This window comes from Actinocrinis sp. (assembly GCF_035946395.1).
Classification (GTDB): domain Bacteria; phylum Actinomycetota; class Actinomycetes; order Streptomycetales; family Catenulisporaceae; genus Actinocrinis.
On record NZ_DASYZI010000003.1, the window covers coordinates 16586 to 36916 of the forward strand.

The following is a 20331-nucleotide window of genomic DNA, read 5'->3' on the forward strand; positions in this document are numbered from 1 at the left end:
CTGCGGGCCGATTCGGTGTGTCATCGTGGTCTGGTGCCAACCATTCGGCGCACGGAAAGTGCCGTTCGGCGCACCATGCGCTGAGTGGTATCGCCTGCCGAGCCTGTTTATGCAGCGGCCTGACACGTTGCCGCAGCGCTGCCCGATCGCATGGCGCACAGTTCGTTCCTTTTTTCGCACAACAGCTCGTTTCCGCACCGCGCGCGACACTCGCTGTTCGACCCCGGGAGACCGAGTGACCGCTCTCGCGCGCTGGTGCCACCGGCATCGGCTTGCCGTCGTGCTGGTCTGGATCGCCGTGCTGCTCGGCCTCGGCATCGCGGCGCTCACTTCCGGCAGCGCGTATTCGAGTTCGTTCTCGCCGGCGAACACGGATTCGGCGAAGGCGGACGAGTTGCTGGCCGCCGCGTTCCCGGCGCAGACCGGCGACACGGCGACGGTGGTGTGGCACGTGGGCAACGGCTCGGTGCGTGACTCGGCGGTCGAGTCGCGGATGGCCGGGACGCTGACATCGCTCGGCGACCTGCCCGGCGTGACCGGGATCTCCAGTCCGTACACCGCGTCCGGCGCACAGCAGATCAGCGCGGACGGTCATACCGCGTACGCCTCGGTCGATCTCGCCGGAGGCACCGCGTCACCGTCGCCCGCCGAACTGCGCACGCTCGTGCTGAGCGCGCAGCAGGCATCGACGAGCACGCTCGACGTCGAAGTCGGCGGCGACGCGATCCAGCAGACGGAGCAGGGCCAGGGCCCCGCGTCGACCAGCGAACTGGTCGGCATCCTCGCCGCGGCGGTCGTGCTGTTCGCGGCCTTCGGCTCGCTGTTCGCGATGGCGCTGCCGATCCTGACCGGAGTCGCGGGCGTCGGCGGCGGACTGCTCACGATCGGGATGCTGAGCCACGCGCTGAGCGTCGCGGACTTCGCGCCGACGCTCGGCGCGCTGATCGGCCTCGGCGTCGGAATCGACTACGCGCTCTTCATCGTCACCCGCTTCCGCTGCGCGCTGCGCTTCGGGCAGCCGCTGGGCGACGCGATCGGCACGGCGGTGACCACGTCGGGCCGGGCGGTGCTGTTCGCGGGCGGCACGGTGTGCATCGCGCTGCTCGGGATGATCGTGCTCGGCCTCGGTTTCCTGGACGGAGTGGCGCTCGCCGCGTCGGTCACCGTCGGGTTCACCGTGCTGGCAGCGCTGACGCTGCTGCCCGCGCTGCTCGGCCTGCTCGGGCCGCGGGTCTTCAGTCGACGCGAGCGGCGGCGACTGGCGAACGGCACCGGCGTGCTTGAGCCGACGTACGCACACGGCACGACGGCGTCAACAACTGCGCACGGCACAGCGGATCCGGCCGTGCACGGCACGGAGGACAAGCGCGGTCTGTGGCGGCGCTGGGCTGGATCGGTCGAGCGGCGGCCGCGCCTGGTGAGCCTGCTCGCGCTGCTGCTGATGGTGCTGCTCGCGATCCCGACGCTCTCGCTGCGGCTCGGCGCGGCCGACTCGGGCAGCGACGCGGCGGGCAGCACCACGCGCAAGGCCTACGACCTGATGGCCGAGGGCTTCGGCCCGGGGATCAACGGACCCCTCACCCTCGCGGCCGGCGTCCCGTCGGCCGGGGACAGGGCGGCGCTCGCCAGGCTCGTCACCACACTCGGCACGACACCAGGCGTGGCAAGCGCCTCACTCGGACCGCGGTCCACAGATGGCCGGGTCGCCGTGGTCACCGTCATCCCGGCCTCGTCCCCGCAGTCGAGCCAGACCACGAACCTCATCGCGACGCTGCGTCAGAAGGTCATCCCCGGCGCCGAGGCGGGCAGCACCCTGCGGGTCTACGTCGGCGGCGCGACGGCCTCGTACGCGGACTTCGCGGCGGTGCTCGGCGGGAAGCTGCCGCTGTTCGCCGGGCTGATCACCGCGCTCGGCTTCGTGTTGCTGGTGCTGGCCTTCCGCTGCCTGCTGGTGCCGCTGACCGCTGCGGTGATGAACCTGCTGGCCGCGGCGGCCTCGTTCGGGGTGGTGACCGCGTTCTTCGAATGGGGCTGGGGCTCGGACGCGCTCGGCATGGGCGGCGCCGGGCCGGTGGAGGCCTTCCTGCCGGTGATGATGCTGGCGATCCTGTTCGGGCTCTCGATGGACTATCAGGTCTTCCTGGTCTCGCGGATGCACGAGGAGTGGGTGCGGCACCGGGACAACGCGCGGGCGGTGAAGATCGGCCAGGTGGAGACCTCGCGGGTGATCACCGCCGCGGCCACCATCATGATCTGCGTGTTCTGCGCGTTCGCGTTCGGCGGCCAGCGGGTCATCGACGAGTTCGGCATCGGGCTGGCCGCGGCGGTCGCCCTGGACGCGTTCGTCGTGCGCACGGTGCTCGTCCCCGCGGCGATGCACCTGCTCGGCCGGGCGAACTGGTGGCTGCCGGCCTGGCTGGACCGCGTCCTGCCGCGTCTGCACGTCGAGGCCGACCATGTTGGCGGTGTACCGATTGGCAGTGGCCTGATCGACACTGACCTGCTCGGCGCTTGGCCAATCAACACTGGGCCGATCAACACCGCGTCAGCTCCTGGCGACGAGCACGCGCGTGACGCACGTCACATCCCGCTGCCGGCGCCGCGCCGACCTTCCGCCATTGGAGCAATCGCCAACGCCCGCAAGCCCGTCCCGGGATACGAGTGAAGTCGCAGTGACATCGTGGCCTGCGAGAGGCGCGCGCCGCTGGAGAAAGGCACGAATCCTCGACGGCGCGTGTCACCGCTACTACGCTCGGTTCCGGACCGCGGCGCGCGGCGTCAGGAAGATTTAGCGCGAAGCGTCGTGTGCCGATCCGCGGGATCGGGCATCATTACGCCCTCCACCAGCTATTTCGGCAGCTGCGCAGGCACGTTCGACGGGCGGCGCCGAGGTGCTGGGGTGACCGGCCCGTCCCTCTCGCGATCGGAGCACCGCCATGGCCTCGCCGGGCACCGCGGGTCCGGTCGAGCTCGCCGACCCGGGTGAGTTCGCCGACAGCCCGTACGCCAACCCCGAACTACTACCCGTCCCCATCGCCGAGCGCACCTGGACGCTGTACAACTACTCGGCGCTGTGGATCGGCATGTCGCACAACCTGGTCACCTACACCCTCGCGGCCAGCCTGATCGCCGCCGGGATGAACCCGGTGCAGGCACTGGTGACCATCGCGCTCGGCAACCTGATCGTGCTGGTGCCGATGCTGCTCAACAGCCACGCGGGCACGAAGTACGGCATTCCGTTCCCGGTGTTCGCCCGCGCCTTCTACGGAATCCGGGGCGCGAACCTGGCCGCGGTGCTGCGCGGCCTGGTGGCCTGCGGCTGGTTCGGGATCCAGACCTGGATCGGCGGCGAGGGCATCAGCGTGGTGGCGGGCAAGCTGCTCGGGTCCTGGTGGACGAACGCCTCCACGGTGCTCGGCCAGCCGTGGACGCTGTGGGTCGCCTTCGCCGTGTTCTGGGTCATCCAGATGGCGATCATCTGGCGCGGCATGGACACCCTGCGCCGCTTCGAGAACTGGGCCGCGCCGTTCGTGCTGATCGTGTTCCTCGCCGTGCTCGGCTGGGTGATCTACCGGGCGCACGGCGTCGGCGCGCTGCTCTCGCAGCCGGCCGCGCTCGGCTGGGGCGGCAGGTTCTGGCCGGTGTTCTGGCCCTCGCTGATGGCGATGATCGCGTTCTGGGCCACCCTCTCGCTGAACATGCCGGACTTCACCCGCTTCTCCCGCTCGCAGCGCGGCCAGCTCTGGGGCCAGGTGCTCGGGCTGCCGACCACCATGACGTTCTTCTCGCTGATCGCGGTGATGATCTCGTCCGGCACCGCGATCATCTACGGCAAGGCGATCTGGGATCCGACGCAGCTGGCGGCCAAGTTCTCCAACCCGTTCGTCGTGACGCTCGGATTGGTCACCCTTCTGGTGGCGACCGTCTCGGTGAACGTCGCGGCGAACGTGGTGAGCCCCTCGTACGACTTCTCCAACCTGGCGCCGCGGCTGATCTCCCGGCGGATGGGCGGCCTGATCGCCGGAGTGGTCGGCGTGCTGCTGATGCCGTGGAAGCTGCTGAGCGACCCGCACGTGTACATCTTCGACTGGCTGGACTTCTACGGCGGGGTGCTCGGCGCGGTCGCCGGAGTGCTGGTCGCAGGCTACTGGTTTCTGCGGCGCACCCGGCTGGACCCGGCCGCGCTGTACCGGCGCGGCGCGGCGTACTGGTACGCCGGCGGCTGGAACTGGCAGGGCGTCACGGCCACCGTGGTCGGTGCGCTGCTCGCGGTCGGCGGGGCGTACACGGCGCCGGGCACGGCCGGCCCGTTCCCGGCGGGCGGGCTGATCCCGCTGCTCAAGCCGCTGTACTCGTACAGCTGGGCAGTGGGCTTCGGTTCGGGTCTCGTACTGTACCTGCTGCTGGCCGCGCCGGGGCGGGCACGGGCGACGGCATTCCCGGAGCCCGCGGTGGCGGCGGCCGAGTGACGAGCTTTTCATGGAAACCGAGCATTGAGTGCGGAAAGGCGTGGTGAGCGTGTCCGAGATCGTCAGGGCGGCCCTGGTCCAGCAGAAGTGGACCGGCGAGAAGAAGACCATGATCGAGAACGCGGTGGCGCACGTACAGGCGGCCGCGGCGCAGGGCGCGCAGGTGGTGTGCCTTCAGGAGCTGTTCTACGGTCCGTACTTCTGCCAGGTGCAGGAGAGCGAGTACTTCTCCTACACCGAGGCGATCCCGGACGGCCCGACCACCCGGCTGATGCAGGAGGTCGCCAGGGAAAACGGCGTCGTGCTCATCGCGCCGATGTACGAACACGAACAGGCCGGCGTCTACTACAACACCGCCGCGGTGATCGACGCGGACGGCACGCTCCTCGGCAAGCACCGCAAGAACCACATCCCGCAGGTGAGCGGCTTCTGGGAGAAGTTCTACTTCCGGCCCGGAAACCTCGGCTACCCGGTGTTCGACACGGCCGTCGGCCGCATCGGCGTCTACATCTGCTACGAGCGGCACTTCCCCGAGGGCTGGCGGGCGCTGGGCCTGGCCGGGGCGCGCATCGTGTTCAACCCCTCGGCGACCAGCAGGGGCCTGTCACAGTACCTGTGGCGGCTGGAGCAGCCGGCCGCGGCGGTGGCAAACGAGTACTTCATCGGCGCGCTCAACCGGGTCGGCGTGGAGCCGCTGGGCGAGAACGACTTCTACGGGCAGTCCTACTTCGTCGACCCGCGCGGCCAGTTGGTCGGCGACGCCGCCTCGGACACCGAGGAGGAGATCGTCGTGCGCGACCTGGACATGGGCCGGTTGCAGGAGGTCCGCGACCTGTGGGCCTTCTACCGCGACCGGCGCCCGGAGACCTACGGCCCGCTGACCGAGGCCTGAGAAGGAGCAGACCGATGAGCACCCTGATCCATTCCGGCCTGCTGCTGTCGGCCACCGGCTCCGTGCCCGCCGACGTCCTGATCGAGGGCGAGAGCGTCACGGCCCTGGCCGACCCCGGATCCGAGCTCGCGCAGTCGTGGCGGTCGAGTGCTGACACCCGGATCGACGCGACCGGGAAGTACGTGCTGCCCGGCGGCATCGACGTGCACACGCACATGGAGCTGCCGTTCGGCGGCACCTTCGCCTCCGACACCTTCGAGACCGGCACGATCGCCGCGGCGTGGGGCGGTACGACGACGATCGTCGACTTCGCGGTGCAGAGCAAGGGGAACTCGCTGCTGGCCGGGATCGACGCCTGGCACGCCAAGGCCGACGGCAACTGCGCGATCGACTACGGCCTGCACGCGATCGTCTCGGACGTCAACGACGGCACGCTCAGGGAGATGGACGCGGCGGTCGGCGCCGGGATCACCAGCTTCAAGATGTTCATGGCGTACCCCGGGGTGTTCTACTCCACCGACGGCGACATCTTCCTGGCGATGCAGCGCGCGCGAGCCAACGGCGCAGTGATCATGATGCACGCCGAGAACGGCATCGCGATCGACCGGCTGGTCGCGCAGGCGCTGGCCGAGGGGCACGGCGAGCCGGTGTACCACGGCCTGACCCGCCCGCCGGAGCTGGAGGGCGAGGCCACCAGCCGCGCGATCCAGCTGGCGAAGGTCAGCGGCGCGGCGCTGTACATCGTGCACCTCACCGCGTCGCAGGCCCTTGACGCCGTGACCGAGGCGCGGGACGGCGGGCAGAACGTGTTCGCCGAGACCTGCCCGCAGTACCTGTATCTGGCCCTTGACGATCTCGCCAAGCCGGACTTCGAGGGCGCCAAGTACGTCGCGTCCCCGCCGCTGCGCCCGCGCGAGCACGTCGACGCGCTGTGGAAGGGCCTGCGCAGCAACGACCTCTCGGTCGTCTCGACCGACCACTGCCCGTTCTGCTTCAAGGACCAGAAGGAGCTCGGCCGCGGCGACTTCTCCAAGATCCCGAACGGGATGCCCGGCGTCGAGCATCGCATGGACCTGATCTTCCAGGGGGTCGCGGCGGGCCGGATCAGCAAGGAGCGCTGGGTCGAGCTCACCTCGACCACCCCGGCGCGCATGTTCGGGCTCTACGGCCGCAAGGGCGTGATCGCCCCCGGCGCGGACGCCGACATCGTGGTCTACGACCCGCGGGCACGCCAGAGCATCAGCGCCGAGACGCACCACATGAACGTGGACTACTCGGCGTATGAGGGCATGGAGATCACCGGCCGGGTCGACACGGTGCTCTCCCGCGGCGCCGTGGTGATCCGCGGCGGCGCGTTCCACGGCAAGCCGGGCCACGGCCGGTTCCTCGCCCGCGGCCTGTCCCAGTACCTCGTCTGAAGGGAGTCGGCAGATGGACTTCGGCGTCGTCCTACAGACCGATCCGCCGGCGACCCGCCTGATCGACACGATGCGCCAGGCCGAGCAGCTCGGCTTCGGCTACGGCTGGACCTTCGACTCGACGGTGCTGTGGCAGGAGCCGTTCGTCATCTACTCGCGGATCCTGGCCGCCACCGAGCGGATGCGGGTCGGGCCGCTGGTGACCAATCCGGGCACCCGCGACTGGTCGGTGCTCGCCTCGCTGTTCGCGACGCTCAACGACATGTACGGCAACCGGACCATCTGCGCGATCGGCCGCGGCGACTCGGCGCTGCGGGTGATCGGCCGCAAGCCGGAGACGCTGGCCTCGGTCAGTGCGTGCATGCGCGCCGTCAAGGACCTCGCCGAGGGCCGGGAGACGCAGCTGGGCAACGCCATGGTGCGCATCCCGTGGGTCAAGGGCGGTCGGCTGCCGATGTGGATGGCCGCCTACGGTCCCAAGGCGCTCAAGCTGGTCGGCGAGCAGGCGGACGGCTTCGTGCTCCAGTGCGCCGACCCCGACATCGCGCGCTGGACCATCGGCACGGTGCGCGCGGCGGCGAAGGCGGCGGGGCGCGACCCGGACACGATCACCGTGTGCGTCTCGGCTCCCGCGTACGTCGGCGAGGACTTGGAGCACGCACGCGAGCAGACCCGATGGTTCGGCGGCATGGTCGGCAATCACGTGGCCGACCTGGTGACCCGCTACGGCGCGGACGGCCCGGTGCCCAAAGCGCTGACGGACTACATCAAGGGCCGCGACGGCTACGACTACACGCACCACGGCCGGGCCGGAAACCCGTCCGCGGATTTCGTCCCCGACGAGATCGTGGACCGGTTCTGCCTGCTCGGCCCCGCGTCGGCGCACCGCGAGCGGCTGGCCGAACTCGCCGAGATCGGCGTTGACCAGTTCGCGCTCTACCTCATGCACGACCAGCCGGAGCAGACGCTCTGGGCGTACGGCCAAGACGTGATACCGGCAATGCGCTGAAGTGACGTTGACATGGCGATCCGCCGATATCCAGCGGATCGCCATGTCATGAGCACGACGCTGCGGTGGCTCGAAGGCGGCGAAGTTGTCGCTTCCGAGCTACCACAGCCAGCCCGGTTCGCGGTAGAAGGCACGTCCGCGCCGGAAGTCGGGCATCCCGAGCGTGGTCGTGTTCGCCGGTGGCTTCATGCCCCCTGCGGGTCGCTGCCCGGTGACGCATCACTGCCGGCTGCCGCATCACCGTTCGCCACCATGCCAAGGCCGGGCAGCACGACGGCGCCCGGCAGCAGGGTGAGCGCCGAGCCGGGCAGCCAGATCTTCGAGCCGCGCACGCCGGAGCCCACGACCACCCGGGGCACGGCGGCCACCGCGTCGTCGATCAGGATCGGCCAGCCCTCGGGCAGGCCGATCGGGGTGATGCCGCCGTACTCCATGCCGGTCAGCGCGACGGCGTCGTCCATCGGCGCGAAGGAGATCTTGCGCGCTCCCAGGTGGCGGCGGGTCAGGCCATTGATGTCGGCACGGGTGGTGGCGCGCACGAGGCAGGCCGCGTAGGTGGTCTGGCCGGCGCGTTTGGCGGCCACGACGACGCAGTTGGCGGTCTCGTCCAAGTCCACGCCGTATTCGGCGCAGAAGGCGGCGGTGTCCGCGAGCGCGGGGTCGATAGCGCCGACGCTGACCTGGTCGAGCGGCAGGACTGCGGCGAGGTCGGCGAGGGCCTTGGCGGTCGCGGCGGCCAGCAGGTCCAGCCGGTCGGCGGCGGGTTCGAGAACGACGTTCACTGTCACGGCCCCAGCATGCCACTGCCGGTCCCCCGCTCGTTCCCACTACGGCGATACCGGGGCCTGCCGCTGCCTGGACGTCAGAGCTTGCGGAAGCCGCGGGCCTCTTCCGCCGCGGTGCGCACTGCTTCGGCGTTCGCGCCCGAGGAGGCCGCGACCGCGGCCGAGACCGCGCCTTCGACGAACGGGGCGTCGGCCAGGACGACCGTGTCCGGGAGCGTGTCCGCGTCGTCGAGCAGGAGTCTGACGGTCAGCACGGCGCTGCCGAGATCGGCGAGGACGACCACGCCGGCGCCCCGGTCCGCGGCGCGCACGGCCTGCTCGATCAGCTCGATGCTGGTGCCGATGCCGCCGTCGGGCAGTCCCCCGGCCGATTCCACCGGCACTTCGCCGCCGCCGAGCTGACGTGCCAGTTCGGCGGCGCCCTCGGCGAGCAGCGCACTGTGCGAGACCAGGACGATACCGACGAGCGGGCGCAGCGGCGGCAGCGTGGAGGCGGATTCGGGCATCGTGATGGGTTCCGACGCGGCGGCCGGGGCGGGAAACACGGGCGTGGTCGTGGGTGAGGCCACGGTGTCGGGAACCGTTGCCCCGACGAGCGCGGCTGGCTCCCTAGTCACCGTTCACTCCCGGCTCACCGCTCGCGCCAGATTCCGAGGCCTCGCGGGCTGTGTCACGCAGCGCGGTGAGGATCAGCACCGTGGACGCGGCGCCAGGATCCTCATGGCCGACGCTGCGCGGGCCGAGATAGCTGGCGCGGCCCTTGACCGCCTGCATGGCGATCGTCGCCTGCGCGCCGGCCTCGGCCGCGGCGACGGTGGCGTCCAGGGCGGCAACCAGCGGCACCGCGTCAGCCGCGGCCTTGTTCAGCGCGGCCACTGCGGGCACGAACGCGTCGACCATCGTCTTGTCGCCGTCACGCGCGGCGCCGAGCTTGCGGATCGCGGCGAGCGCGGCCTCCAGCGCCGCGGCGAGGCCGGGCAGGTCGATCCGCTCCGCATCGCCCAGGGCGTTGCCCGCGCGCCGGAACGCGGTCCCGTACAGCGGTCCGGACGCGCCGCCGACCTTCGAAATCAGGGTCGTGCCGGTGAGCGCGAGCACCGTGGCGGGGGTGCGCGGCGAGGTGGTGTCCAGCACGCGCAGCACGCCGGCGAATCCCCGGTCGAGGTTCGTGCCGTGGTCGCCGTCGCCGATCGCCGCGTCGAGCTCACCGAGGCGGGTAAGGTGCTCCTCGATCGCCTGTGCGGCCTTCGTGATCCAGGCGACGAAGAAGGCCGTGTCGAGGGCGACAGGTTCGTCGGGGGTCGTCACCGGTTTCACCGCCCCCACCGCAGCGCGGGAGTTTCCACGGGAGCGTCCCACAGCTCGGTGAGCCGGTCGGTCAGTCGGCAAACCGTCAGAGAGAAGCCGGGCATCTCAAGGCTGGTGATGTAGTTGCCGACGAGGTTGCGCGCGATCCGCACGCCCTTGTCCGCGAGTTGGCGGTGTACCTCGCCATATGCGACGTAGAGCTCGATCAGCGGTGTACCGCCCAAGCCGTTGACCATGACCAGCACGTCGCCGCTCAACGGCATGTCGTCGTTGATCGCGTCGAGCGCCGCGTGCACGAGCTGTGCGGCGGGCGCCATGGCATCGCGGCGTCGCCCCGGCTCACCGTGGATGCCCACACCGACCTCGATCTCCGTGTCGCCGAGAGCGAATCCCGGCTTGCCCGAAGCGGGTGTGACGGCTGGGCCGAGTGCGATGCCGAAGGAGCGGGTGCGGGCGTTGACCTCCTCGGCGATGGCCGTGACCTCGGCCAGCGCCGCTCCCTGCTCGGCCAGTGCGCCCGCGATCTTCTCGACGAACACGGTCGCCCCAGTACCGCGCCGCCCCGCTGTGTAAAGCGAGTCCTCGACCGCGACGTCATCGTTGACCAGGACGGAGCCGACCTCTATGCCGTCGTCGGCGGCCAGTTCCGCGGCCATCTGGAAGTTGAGCACGTCGCCGGTGTAGTTCTTGACGATCTGTAGGACCCCGGCCCCGCCGTCGACCGCCCGCGCCGCGGCGAGCATCTGGTCGGGCACCGGGGAGGTGAACACCTCGCCGGGGCAGGCCGCGTCGAGCATCCCGTAGCCGACGAACCCCGCGTGCAACGGCTCGTGGCCGGATCCGCCCCCGCTGACCAGCCCGACTTTTCCGCGACTGGCCCGCTGTGCGCGCAGCACCACGCGGTTCTCCACGTCGACCGAGAGCGAGGGGTGCGCGACTGCCAGACCCGCGAGCGCGTCGGCGACGACGGCGTCGGGCGCGTTGATCAGCTTTTTCACGCCTCCACATTATGCCCGCAGGTGATGCCCGACGGTGGCACCAACCGGCTGTCAAACCGACACGGAGACCATGGAGGTCTTGGCATCGGGGCCCTTCGACGTACGGGTATCGTCTGGCATTGTCTGACACCACAAGTGCCGACAGCCGAGGACGTACTCGTGACCGATTCCCAGACGCTGCACGGGCCCGCCACGACCACCGGTGAACGGGTCGGGCTGGCGTTGATCGCGCGGGAGTGGACGCGGATCGGCCTGATCGGCTTCGGCGGACCGCCCGCGCACATCGCGCTGCTGCGCCGGCTGTGCGTGGAAGACCGGCACTGGCTCGCGCCCGAGCGGTTCGAGGACGGCATCGCCGCGACCAACCTGCTGCCGGGCCCGGCCTCGACTCAATTGGCCATCTTCTGCGCTTGGTCGCTGCGCGGCGCGGCCGGGGCCATGGTGGGCGGACTGTGCTTCATCGCGCCGGGGCTGGTGATCATCATCGGGCTGGCCGCGCTGTTCCTGGCCGGGCATCCGCCGCTGTGGGTGCGCGGCGCGGCAGCAGGCGCCGGGGCCGCCGTCGCAGCCGTGGCCCTGCAAGCCGCGGCGACGCTGCTTCCGGCCAGCCGCCGCCGCGCGCACCGCCCGGGGCAGCGCACGCGCTGGGCCGTGTACCTGGTGGTCGGCGCCGTGGCGGCGATCCTCATCGGCCCGTTTCTCGTGCTGGTGCTGCTCGGGTGCGGCGCTGCGGAGGTCGTATGGCGGCGGCGCCCTGCGCTTCAGGCTCGTGCGATGCTCTGGCCGCTGCTGGCGGTCGGGACGCCCATGGTCGGCGGGCTCGGCGGGCTGGCCTGGACCGCGTTCAAGGTCGGCGCGCTCTCCTACGGCGGCGGCTTCGTCATCATCCCCCTGATGCAGTCCGACGCGGTGCACCACTACCACTACCTGACCGCGGCGCAGTTCACCACGGCGGTCGCGCTCGGCCAGATCACCCCGGGACCGGTCGTGCAGACCGTCGCCGTGGTCGGATACGCGGCGGCGGGCGTGCTCGGCGCGCTGTTCGCCGCGTTCATCGCGTTCGCGCCGTCGTTCGTGTTCGTCCTGTTCGGCGCCGGACGCTTCGACCGGCTGCGCGGCAGCGCCGACGTGCAGGCCTTCCTCGACGGAGCAGGACCGGCGACCATCGGGGCGATCGGCGGGTCGGCGATCACGCTCGGTCTCGTGCTGGCCGAGCCATGGGAGTTCGTCGTACTGGCCGCGGCGGGCGTGTGGCTGCTGGTGCTGCGGCGCGACGTGGTCAGCGCGCTGATCGGCGCGGGCGTGCTCGGCGTGCTGGCCGCAGTGTCCGGCTTCGCGCTGTCCTGAACGTCACTGTCTGCTGAATGTCGCTGTCGAATGCCACTGTCTCCTGATCGGCACCGTCTCCTCATCATCACGGCATCACGGCGCGCTGCTACGCATTTCACCCGATCGGACCTCTGACGCGGCGCCAACCGGCCGCCGTGCCGAAACTGGTCGCATGTTCCAGATCCTGTGGTCACTCATCGCCGGTTTGGTCATCGGCGTCATCGCGCGGATGCTGCTTCCGGGCAAGCAGGCCATTCCGCTGTGGCTGACGGTGCTCTTCGGCATCGCGGGGGCGTTCCTCGGCAACGGCATCGCGTCCTGGATCGGCGTACGGCACACCGGCGGCGTCGACTGGATCCGCCACATCCTGCAAATCGGGATCGCGATGGTGCTGATCGCGTTCGTCGCGCCGCTGTGGGCGCGCCGTGACAGGACCAAAACACACGCCTGACGCCGCGCGCCGCGTAGCCGACCAGGGGCAACGGCTACGCGGTGCGGCGGCGCAGAGTCGCCGCACCCAGGCTGAGCGCGACCAGGGCCGCCCCGCCGATCACCACCAGATCCCTGACGATCAGGCCGCTGACCCCGGACTGGTCGGTCAGCCTGGTCATCGCGTCGACGGCGTACGACAGCGGCATGACGTCGGAGATCCAGCGCAGCACCGCCGCCATCGAATCGCGCGGCGTGAAAAGCCCGCACAGCAGGAACTGCGGCAGGATGAAAGCGGGCAGGAACTGCACGGCCTGGAACTCGGTGGCGGCGAAGGCGGAGACGAACAACCCGAGTGCGGTGCCCAGCAGCCCATCACCGACCGCGACCACGAACAGCAGCCAGGTGGGTCCGGCCACGTGCAGCCCGAGCGCGCCGAGCGTCACGCCGAACGCGACCGCTGCCTGCAACAGGGCGAGCGCACCGAACGCCAGGGCGTAGCCGAGCAAAAGGTCGAGCTTGGCCAGCGGCATGGTCAACAGCCGCTCCAGCGTGCCGCTCGACCGCTCGCGCAGCGTCGCGACCGAGGTGACCAGGAACATCACGATCAGCGGGAACATGCCGAGCAAGGGCGCGCCGATCCGGTCGAAAACCTGGGGCTGCCCGTCGTACATGTACTTGAGCAGGAGCAGCAGAACGCAGGGCACGACGATCAGCAGCGCGATCGTGCGCGGGTCGTGGCGCAGCTGGGTCAGTACCCTGCGCGCGGTGGCCAGCGTGCGCCGCGTTCCAGCGCGGGCGGCGCCGAGACGCCCGGGGGCGGGTGCGGATCCGGTCGCGGAGGTCGCGGTCATCGGAGGGTTCCCTTCACCGACTCGGATTCGTTGGACTGCGCGCTTACCTGCGCCTGTTCGCGGCCCGCGACGAGAGCGAGGAAGGCCCCTTCGATCTCGCGGGCGCCGGTGCGCTCCAGCAGGGCTTGCGGTGTGTCGTCGGCGATGATCGCGCCGTCGCGCATCATCAGCAGGTGGCCGCAGCGTGATGCCTCATCCATGACGTGGCTGGAGATCAGCAGCGCGGCACCCGCGGCGGCGAGTTCGTGGAAAAGGTCCCACAGTTCGCGGCGCAGCACCGGGTCCAGGCCGACGGTGGGTTCGTCGAGCACGAGCAGTTCGGGCGCGCCGAGCAGCGCGGCGGCCAGCGACACCCGGGCGCGCTGCCCGCCGGAGAGCCGGGCCACCAGGTCGCGCTCGCGTCCGCCGAGGCCGACGTGCTCGATCACGCGTGCGACGTCGTCGCGCGACCTGCCGAGGACCGCGGAGAAGTAGTTCAGGTTCTCGGCGATCGACAGGTCCGCGTAAACGGAGGGCGCCTGCGTCACATAGCCGACCCGGTGGCGCAGCGCCGCGTGTCCGGCGGGGTGTCCGAGTACCCGCACCTCGCCGCCCGCGATCTTCTGCACGCCGACGATCGAGCGCATCAGCGTGGTCTTGCCGCAGCCGCTGGGCCCGAGCAGACCGGTCACGGTGCCGGGTGCGAGGTCGAGATCGACTCCGTCCAGCACGGCCCGGCCGCCGCGCACCACCCGCAGGCCGCGGATCTCCACGGCGAAATTAATCATGCGGTTAGTTTCCCGAGGGCGCCGCCATTCTGTCAACGACCCTTCGAGATGTTGCGCCCGCGCCCTCGTCACCCGGCCAGGTAGCGCTGGAGGGTGGGCGCGAGCAGCGGAACGAGTTCGTCGACCGGTGCCGAGGCCAGCGGTTCGACCCCGATGACGTAGCGGCCCATGATGAGGCCCACCATCTGGGTCATCGCCAGTTCCACCCGCAGATCCGGGCGCGGGAGCGCGAGCGCGGCGGCGATCGGGACGACCACCTCGCGCTCCATGAAGCCGCGCATCAGCCGGGCCATCTGCTCGTTCGTCGCGGCGGCGCGCACCACCGCGAGCACCCGCTCGCGTGCGGCCGGATTCTCCAGCAGCGCCAAGGCGAAACGCACCAGCCGCTCGCCGACCAGGTCGCGGCCGCCGCCCACCACCTGCGCGACCAGGTCGCGCGGCTGGAGCGGAAAGTCCAGCGCGGCGAGGAAGAGCTGGTCCTTTGTGCCGAAGTAGTGGTGCAGCAGCGCCGCATTCACGTCGGCGGACCTGGCGATGGCCCGCATGCTGGTGTTCTCGTAACCGCGGGCGCCGAACTCGGCGCGCGCCGCGTCGAGGATGTTCTGCCGGGTGTCCGGACCGCCGGGCCGCCGGCCGGCCTTTCTGCGACCCGCCGCCACCGGGGTATCCGCATCGCCGTCACCCTGTGCGCTCACCGCCTCATTATCGCCACGACCGTCACGCTGTGATCGACCCCGAGATCGACCACGTGCTCAACCCTGTGATCGGACTCATGATCGCGCCGCCGCGATTCGGCCCCGATGAATCGACCACAGTGAACCGACCGCAGTGAACCGATACCAGTGAATCGACCCCTGCGATTCGATCACCACGATTCGACCACTGTCGGTGATCGGATCGAAATCCTCTCAATCTAGCTAACAATATCTATATGTGATATAGTGTCACTTTCTATGGTTAACATGACGGCATGTGCTATGAAGCCGATGCCGCTCCCCCGTTCTACTGCCCACCGATCACCGCCACGACCAGCGCGCAGCTCCTGCTGACAGCCGCCGACGGCGCGCCGTGCGCGGCATTCCGCTCACTGCCCGCCGAGCCGTCCGGCCCGGGTGTGCTCGTGCTGCCCGACAATCGTGGGCTGTCCGCGTTCTATGAACAACTCACCCGCCGTCTTGCCGAACAGGGCCTGCCGGCGCTCGCGATCGACTACTTCGGCCGCAGCGCGGGCCCCGACTGCCGTGCGCGCCCCTCCGAGTTCGCCGAGCTGCCGAACCTCATGACGCATCTGCGCGCGCTGACCCGTGACGGCCTCTACGCCGACTTCGACGCCGGTATAGCCCACCTGCGCGGGCCCGGGGGCGGCAGCTGCCGGAACGTGATCTCGCTCGGCTTCTGCATGGGCGGGCGCTTCGCCTTCCTGACGGCAGATCACCGCTTCGGCCTAGCCGGAGCGATCGGACTGTACGGTTTTCCGGACGAGCTGAACGGCGCGCCCGGCCCGATCCAGCTCGCGCCACAGCTGACGGCACCGATCCTGGGGATGTTCGGCGGAGCCGACGACGGGATCCCGGCGAGCATGGTCACGGCGTTCGACGAAGCCCTCGCGGCAGCCGGAAACCTCCGCGAGCTCGTCACCTATCCGGGCGCTACCCACGGTTTCTTCGAGGCGGATGCCGCCACGTTCGAGAAGGAGTGCGCGGACGTGTGGCGCCGGGTGCTGGAGTTCGCCCGTGCGCACGAGGACTGACCTCGGCCGCCCTATGCTGGATCGGTGCCGCCGACCGCGCCGATCCACATCTCAGTACGCGAGTTCCAACTCGTGCTGCTGCGCAGGATGGCCGACTACCAGCCGGAGTTGGTCGAGCGGGCGCGCGTGCAGCTCGACGCGAGCGTGACCGAAATGCGTGAGATCAATGCGCACTATCAGCGGATGATCCGCTCTCGCTACTATCGCGGTGGATTGCCGGTATTACACGGATTTCTCGGTGAGCCCGTATCGCAGGAGCAGCGCCGATTCGGCGACCTGGTCTGCACGGCCACGCACTGGCTGCTGCCGTTGTGGCCGGACCTGCGCTACGAAGCGCTGACCGGGCCGGGCGCGGCGATGCTCAGCGAGATGCTCGTGCGCGATCCCGCCGTGCCCGCGCCGAAGTTGACTCGTTTGAGTGATCTGACGCCGTGGTCATGCGTGATCGGCGACGTGGAGCGAGCATTCGCGCCGGTGCGCCATCGCGAGGGTTCCGCGCCGAGCCGCTGGACCACGCTGCTCACCGCCCCCGGAGCCGACGGCGTGCCAGTGGCCGCGACGGCCGAATTCGTGTGGGGCCTGCTGCAATCAGTCGGCACAGACCCGGGCTGACCGCCAGCCGACGACCGCTGAGCATCGACCCCCGACCCCGGCCGAACCCTCGATCCGGCAGACCTGTCCCGTACCGTAGCTCTGAGCCTTGGTCGACGCCGGGTCAGATCTGCTTGATCCAGCCACGTTCGACCGCGCGCGCCCCCGCCTGGAAGCGGCTGCGCGCGCCGAGGCGCTGGGTCAGCTCGGCGGTTATCCGGCGGCTGGTACGCACGGAGACCCCGAGCTTGCGGGCTATCACGTCGTCGGTCCAGCCTTCGGCCAGCAGGTTGATCACCGCCTGCTCCTGGCCGGTCAGGCCCTGGTCGTCACGCTGGCGCTCCTCGCCCACCGGCCGGGCGGTCTGCCACATCTGCTCGAACAGCGCACAGAGCGCGGCGACCATCCCGGGGCCGCGCTGCACGACCGCGCCGGTCTTGCTGTGCTCCGGATTGACCGGGATCAGCGCCTGCTTCCGGTCGAAGATGATCATGCGCAGCGGCAGTGTCGCGGTGGTGCGCACCTGCCCGCCCTGCTCGACCAGCCAGCGCAGGTAGTTGATCGTCGGCGGGTGGTTGCGCACGCTGTCCAGATACAGCGACCGCATCTTCGTGCCGCGGGCCAACGCCTCCTGGTCCAGCGGCCGGGCCGCGGCCAGGCTCTGCTCGCTCATCGCGCCGCCCGGGGAGAACGTCATCACCTCGGCTAGGCCGACGTGCGCGCGCTCCTCGATCCACGAGCGCACCGCGTCGATGCCGACCAGTTGCTCGATGTCCGAGTGCTGGCGCGAGGGATGCAGGTCGGCGTAGTCGGCCACCACCGCGGCGACCGCGGCGCGGCTGGCCGCGATCTGCCGCTGCTGTTCCAGCAGCTCGGCCTCGCGCTCGGCCAGCAGATGGGAGAGGCCGACCTCCGGGCTGACCAGGCGCAGACCGCCCGGGGACTCGTACGAGGGGCGCAGCAGTGAAAGCTTCGCGAGCTCGTCGAGGCTGTCGCGCACCCGCTCGGTCGGAAAGCCGAGCCGGTCGGCCAGCTGCACGACGCCCACGCGAGGCTCGGCGAGCATGGCCTTATATACGCGCTCCGCGTCGAGACTGACGCCCAGTGCTTCCAGCATGGCAAGCCCCCAACGATCGGTTGCTCCTCAGTGAAGCGTGCAGGTCCCTGCACCGCAAGATTCTGCCACACCGAAATCCTGGCCCATAGCCTTCGTCTGACGGAACATCGGAAATATGTATCTCATCAATTCGCGGTTGACCGTGCAGGACGCCACCATTAGCGCTGACGATCTTCGCCGGCTTTTGACGGATATCGCAGATCCCGACGATTGTCTGGAGCACCTCTACGCGGAGACCGACACCCGCGAGGCACGCCTGGCGTTCTTCGTCTGCCACCCGGATCTGGCCGCCGCCGAGTCGGCCACCGCGGATCTCTGCATGCGCGCCCTGAGCAGCTGTCCGGAGCTGGAAGGCTGGTCCATGGACTACTGCGGCGCGGGCCTGGTGCCGGGCGCCGAGGAGATCCTTCTGGGAGTGTGAAAGGCGGCCAACAGCTTGCTGCCACCGCAGGGTCATGTCAGCACGGAAGGGTGACAGGAGCGGCGCCGCTCCGGCAAAATCCTGCCTCGGATAGCGGTATTCCGAGGCACCGCGGGCTTCGAAAAAACCCCGTTCCAACACCCCCACCCGGAATTCACTCTGTGTGAAAGAGGCATTCCCCATGAAGCGTCTCCCCCGTTCCGCGGGCCTGCTGGTCGCCGCCACTCTCGTCTCGGCCGCCCCGGCCGTGCTCACCGCGGCCGCCATCGCGCCCGCCGCCGCGTCCACCGCGGCCGTCGCCTCCGCCACGACTGCGCCCGCCAACTTGATCTGGGACTGACTGCGATGACCGAGACGATCTCCCCACCCGTACGGCTTCACCGCCGCGAACCCCTGGCGGCGTTCCGCCACGGCGAGCCGATCCCCGGCCGCACCAGCGTGGTCGGCACCACGCGCGCCGCCGCGGCGCTGCTCGGCGCCGAGCTTGAGGAGTTGACCAGGGAGGAGCTGATCGCGCTCGTCCCGGAGCCCTGGCTGTTCGAGCGGATGGTGCCACCCGGCCTGTTCACCAAGCTGCTGCGCCAGGGCCTGACCGTCAGGGTCCTGCACGGTCCGGCGCGCCCGGGCGAGCCGGCCCCGTTCCCGGCGCTCACCCGGCTCGGGACCGCGGCGCCCACCACGTTCAGCCTGCCTTACCCGGTGATCGTCCGGGACCGTTCGGTGCTCTACATGCCGCACCCGGACCCGCGCCACCCGATGGCCGGCCGGCTGGCACCGCAGGCGCACGTGGTAGCCGCCCGTTCACTGGCCGTCGCCTTCGATCTGGCGTGGGCCGCGGCGTGCGGGCAGCCGCCGAACACCCCGCCGCCCGGCCAGGTCACCGCGGAGCAGCGCGAGATACTCCAGGTACTGAGCAACGGCGTCACTGACGACCACGCGGCCGCCCAGCTGCACATGAGCCGGCGCACCTTCGCCCGCCGGGTGGCGGCGCTGATGGAGAGCCTCGGCGCGACGAGCCGATTCCAGGTCGGAGTCCAGGCGGCGCGGCGCGGGCTGGTGTGAGCCGAAGGCCGCGCCGCCCGGCGCGGCCAAGCGTTGATCGTTGCTCCGGATTCCGGCCGGGCCCGCTGCGGCACCGGCCGGTATCGGGACGGGATCGGGCGCTGCTTCGGCGCCTGTCCAGTAGCTCTGATCAGCGCACGTAGTTCGTAGCGCAGCGATTCACAGCAGTTCACAGTGTGTGCAGGCATGCAGTGTGGAGTAGGGCCGCAGTTCGACGGGGACGGAACAAGGGCGCGGCTCGCCCGTTTACTCAACCGGTTCAGCAGTCACGACGAATCGGGCGCTGGTCAGCCGAAACGGCGAGTGGCGTCGAGCAGGCTCAGCACGTTGCGATGCGAGGCCATGATGGTCGGCGACTCGCCCGGCCCCGCCGGGTAGCTGAGATACGCCAGGTCGTCGGGTCCGGCGGCCCACGGGTCGTCCTCGAACAACCCGTCCGCCTCGATGTCGGCCGGCGGCACGGGCTCCGAGTCGACGATCACCTTGCGGTATGCCCCGGCGGGCAGTTCGATGCCCGCCTCGGCGACGATGACGCGCAGGCCGATGTCCTCGCGCATGAAGGTCAGGCGCTCGGCCGAGTAGCTCGGGTCCATCGGGACGTAGGCCGCGCCGGAGCGCAGGATGCCGAGCATTCCGACGACGAGTTCCGACGGCCGCTCGCAGCACAGGCCCACCAGATGGCCCCGGCGCACCCCCGCGAGACGCAGCCGGGCGGCGACCGCCCCGGCGCGCGTCCACAACTGCGCGTAGCTCATCTCCTCGCCGTCCGCGACGACTGCCACCGCGTCCGGGTTGATGCAGACCTGTTCGGCGATCAGCTGCGGGATGCTCGCGTCGATCGGGAGGTCCCAGTCGGGACTGGCGCACGCGGCCAGCAGCGCCCACTCCGCGTCGGGCAGGCTGGACAGTTCGACCACGGCCTCGTCCTGCCGGAGGTGGCGGATCCGCCGCGCCCGGATGACACCGGCCGGCGGCCCGACGGTACGGTCGGTGAATCGGATTAACATCCCCATCCCTCCGCTCGGCAGTTCCGAGAGAACCCAGGTCTCAGAACGCAGTGTTCAGGAAGCTAACAGTCCGGGATCAAGTGCTCGCGTTGCGTGGAGAAACTGGCAAGAGTGTGCCAGTGCTG

The 20331-nt window shown here is 70.2% G+C and carries 21 protein-coding genes; 12 read left to right on the forward strand and 9 right to left on the reverse strand.

Annotated features, from left to right (window positions below; genetic code table 11):
• Positions 1 to 235: 235 nt before the first annotated feature.
• The 5 genes from VGS97_RS00160 (at position 236) to VGS97_RS00180 (ending at position 7788) form a co-directional block, all read left to right on the forward strand.
• The gene (locus tag VGS97_RS00160) at positions 236 to 2665 is read left to right on the forward strand and encodes an MMPL family transporter (RefSeq protein ID WP_326851054.1); all 2430 of its coding nucleotides are present in this window, start codon (positions 236 to 238) and stop codon (positions 2663 to 2665) included.
• A 271-nt stretch (positions 2666 to 2936) separates the two neighbouring features.
• Positions 2937 to 4469 (forward strand): NCS1 family nucleobase:cation symporter-1, encoded by a 1533-nt coding sequence (locus VGS97_RS00165; protein WP_326851055.1) that lies wholly within the window; start codon positions 2937 to 2939, stop codon positions 4467 to 4469.
• A gap of 49 nt (positions 4470 to 4518) precedes the next feature.
• On the forward strand, positions 4519 to 5361 hold the full coding sequence (locus tag VGS97_RS00170) for a nitrilase-related carbon-nitrogen hydrolase (protein ID WP_326851056.1): 843 nt from the start codon (positions 4519 to 4521) through the stop codon (positions 5359 to 5361).
• Positions 5362 to 5375: 14 nt separating this feature from the next.
• A complete protein-coding gene (hydA, locus tag VGS97_RS00175) occupies positions 5376 to 6779 on the forward strand; it encodes a dihydropyrimidinase (protein ID WP_326851057.1) in 1404 nt (467 codons plus the stop codon).
• 13 nt (positions 6780 to 6792) lie between these two features.
• Positions 6793 to 7788: a TIGR03842 family LLM class F420-dependent oxidoreductase gene (locus VGS97_RS00180; RefSeq protein WP_326851058.1), complete on the forward strand. Its 996-nt coding sequence runs from the start codon at positions 6793 to 6795 to the stop codon at positions 7786 to 7788.
• 185 nt (positions 7789 to 7973) lie between these two features.
• On the opposite strand, the gene VGS97_RS00185 is transcribed toward VGS97_RS00180, so the two are convergent.
• From VGS97_RS00185 to dhaK, 4 genes are all read right to left on the reverse strand, one after another.
• The gene (locus VGS97_RS00185; RefSeq protein ID WP_326851059.1) at positions 7974 to 8576 is read right to left on the reverse strand and encodes a YbaK/EbsC family protein; all 603 of its coding nucleotides are present in this window, start codon (positions 8574 to 8576) and stop codon (positions 7974 to 7976) included.
• 74 nt (positions 8577 to 8650) lie between these two features.
• A complete protein-coding gene (gene dhaM, locus VGS97_RS00190; protein WP_349261914.1) occupies positions 8651 to 9079 on the reverse strand; it encodes a dihydroxyacetone kinase phosphoryl donor subunit DhaM in 429 nt (142 codons plus the stop codon).
• Between the two features lie 103 nt (positions 9080 to 9182).
• Complete coding sequence (gene dhaL / locus VGS97_RS00195) at positions 9183 to 9890, reverse strand: dihydroxyacetone kinase subunit DhaL (protein WP_414641605.1); 708 nt, start codon at positions 9888 to 9890, stop codon at positions 9183 to 9185.
• Positions 9887 to 10879, reverse strand: coding sequence for a dihydroxyacetone kinase subunit DhaK (gene dhaK, locus VGS97_RS00200; RefSeq protein WP_326851062.1), 993 nt, complete (start codon positions 10877 to 10879; stop codon positions 9887 to 9889). The genes dhaL and dhaK overlap by 4 nt, the downstream gene beginning before the upstream one ends.
• A 159-nt stretch (positions 10880 to 11038) precedes the next feature.
• Between dhaK and chrA the strand changes: the two genes are divergently transcribed.
• Together chrA and VGS97_RS00210 are read left to right on the forward strand one after the other, a co-directional pair.
• The gene (chrA, locus tag VGS97_RS00205; protein WP_326851063.1) at positions 11039 to 12226 is read left to right on the forward strand and encodes a chromate efflux transporter; all 1188 of its coding nucleotides are present in this window, start codon (positions 11039 to 11041) and stop codon (positions 12224 to 12226) included.
• 154 nt (positions 12227 to 12380) lie between these two features.
• The gene (locus VGS97_RS00210; protein WP_326851064.1) at positions 12381 to 12659 is read left to right on the forward strand and encodes a GlsB/YeaQ/YmgE family stress response membrane protein; all 279 of its coding nucleotides are present in this window, start codon (positions 12381 to 12383) and stop codon (positions 12657 to 12659) included.
• 34 nt (positions 12660 to 12693) lie between these two features.
• Here the strand turns inward: VGS97_RS00210 and VGS97_RS00215 are convergent, their stop codons facing one another.
• The 3 genes from VGS97_RS00215 to VGS97_RS00225 all read right to left on the reverse strand — a co-directional run bounded on the left by VGS97_RS00215 (position 12694) and on the right by VGS97_RS00225 (position 14953).
• Positions 12694 to 13491, reverse strand: coding sequence for an ABC transporter permease (locus VGS97_RS00215; protein ID WP_326851065.1), 798 nt, complete (start codon positions 13489 to 13491; stop codon positions 12694 to 12696).
• A complete protein-coding gene (locus VGS97_RS00220) occupies positions 13488 to 14258 on the reverse strand; it encodes an ABC transporter ATP-binding protein (RefSeq protein ID WP_326851066.1) in 771 nt (256 codons plus the stop codon). The genes VGS97_RS00215 and VGS97_RS00220 overlap by 4 nt, the downstream gene beginning before the upstream one ends.
• Before the next feature lie 68 nt (positions 14259 to 14326).
• The gene (locus VGS97_RS00225) at positions 14327 to 14953 is read right to left on the reverse strand and encodes a TetR family transcriptional regulator (protein WP_326851067.1); all 627 of its coding nucleotides are present in this window, start codon (positions 14951 to 14953) and stop codon (positions 14327 to 14329) included.
• 275 nt (positions 14954 to 15228) lie between these two features.
• On the opposite strand from VGS97_RS00225, the gene VGS97_RS00230 reads away from it, so the two are divergent.
• A complete protein-coding gene (locus tag VGS97_RS00230) occupies positions 15229 to 16008 on the forward strand; it encodes a dienelactone hydrolase family protein (protein ID WP_326851068.1) in 780 nt (259 codons plus the stop codon).
• Between the two features lie 87 nt (positions 16009 to 16095).
• Positions 16096 to 16620 carry a hypothetical protein gene (locus tag VGS97_RS00235; RefSeq protein WP_326851069.1) on the forward strand — a complete coding sequence of 175 codons (525 nt, stop codon included), beginning with the start codon at positions 16096 to 16098 and terminating at the stop codon, positions 16618 to 16620.
• Between the two features lie 103 nt (positions 16621 to 16723).
• Here VGS97_RS00235 and VGS97_RS00240 read toward each other — a convergent pair whose 3' ends face one another.
• Positions 16724 to 17716 carry a helix-turn-helix transcriptional regulator gene (locus tag VGS97_RS00240; protein ID WP_326851070.1) on the reverse strand — a complete coding sequence of 331 codons (993 nt, stop codon included), beginning with the start codon at positions 17714 to 17716 and terminating at the stop codon, positions 16724 to 16726.
• A 115-nt stretch (positions 17717 to 17831) separates the two neighbouring features.
• On the opposite strand from VGS97_RS00240, the gene VGS97_RS00245 reads away from it, so the two are divergent.
• From VGS97_RS00245 to VGS97_RS00255, 3 genes are all read left to right on the forward strand, one after another.
• Positions 17832 to 18137, forward strand: a complete 306-nt coding sequence (locus VGS97_RS00245) for a hypothetical protein (RefSeq protein ID WP_326851071.1) — start codon at positions 17832 to 17834, stop codon at positions 18135 to 18137.
• Positions 18138 to 18318: 181 nt separating this feature from the next.
• Complete coding sequence (locus VGS97_RS00250) at positions 18319 to 18477, forward strand: hypothetical protein (protein ID WP_326851072.1); 159 nt, start codon at positions 18319 to 18321, stop codon at positions 18475 to 18477.
• Positions 18478 to 18482: 5 nt separating this feature from the next.
• Positions 18483 to 19199, forward strand: coding sequence for a hypothetical protein (locus VGS97_RS00255; RefSeq protein WP_326851073.1), 717 nt, complete (start codon positions 18483 to 18485; stop codon positions 19197 to 19199).
• A 287-nt stretch (positions 19200 to 19486) separates the two neighbouring features.
• Here the strand turns inward: VGS97_RS00255 and VGS97_RS00260 are convergent, their stop codons facing one another.
• Entirely contained in the window at positions 19487 to 20206 is a 720-nt protein-coding gene (locus VGS97_RS00260) for an AMP-binding protein (protein WP_326851074.1), read from the reverse strand.
• Positions 20207 to 20331: the final 125 nt, after the last annotated feature.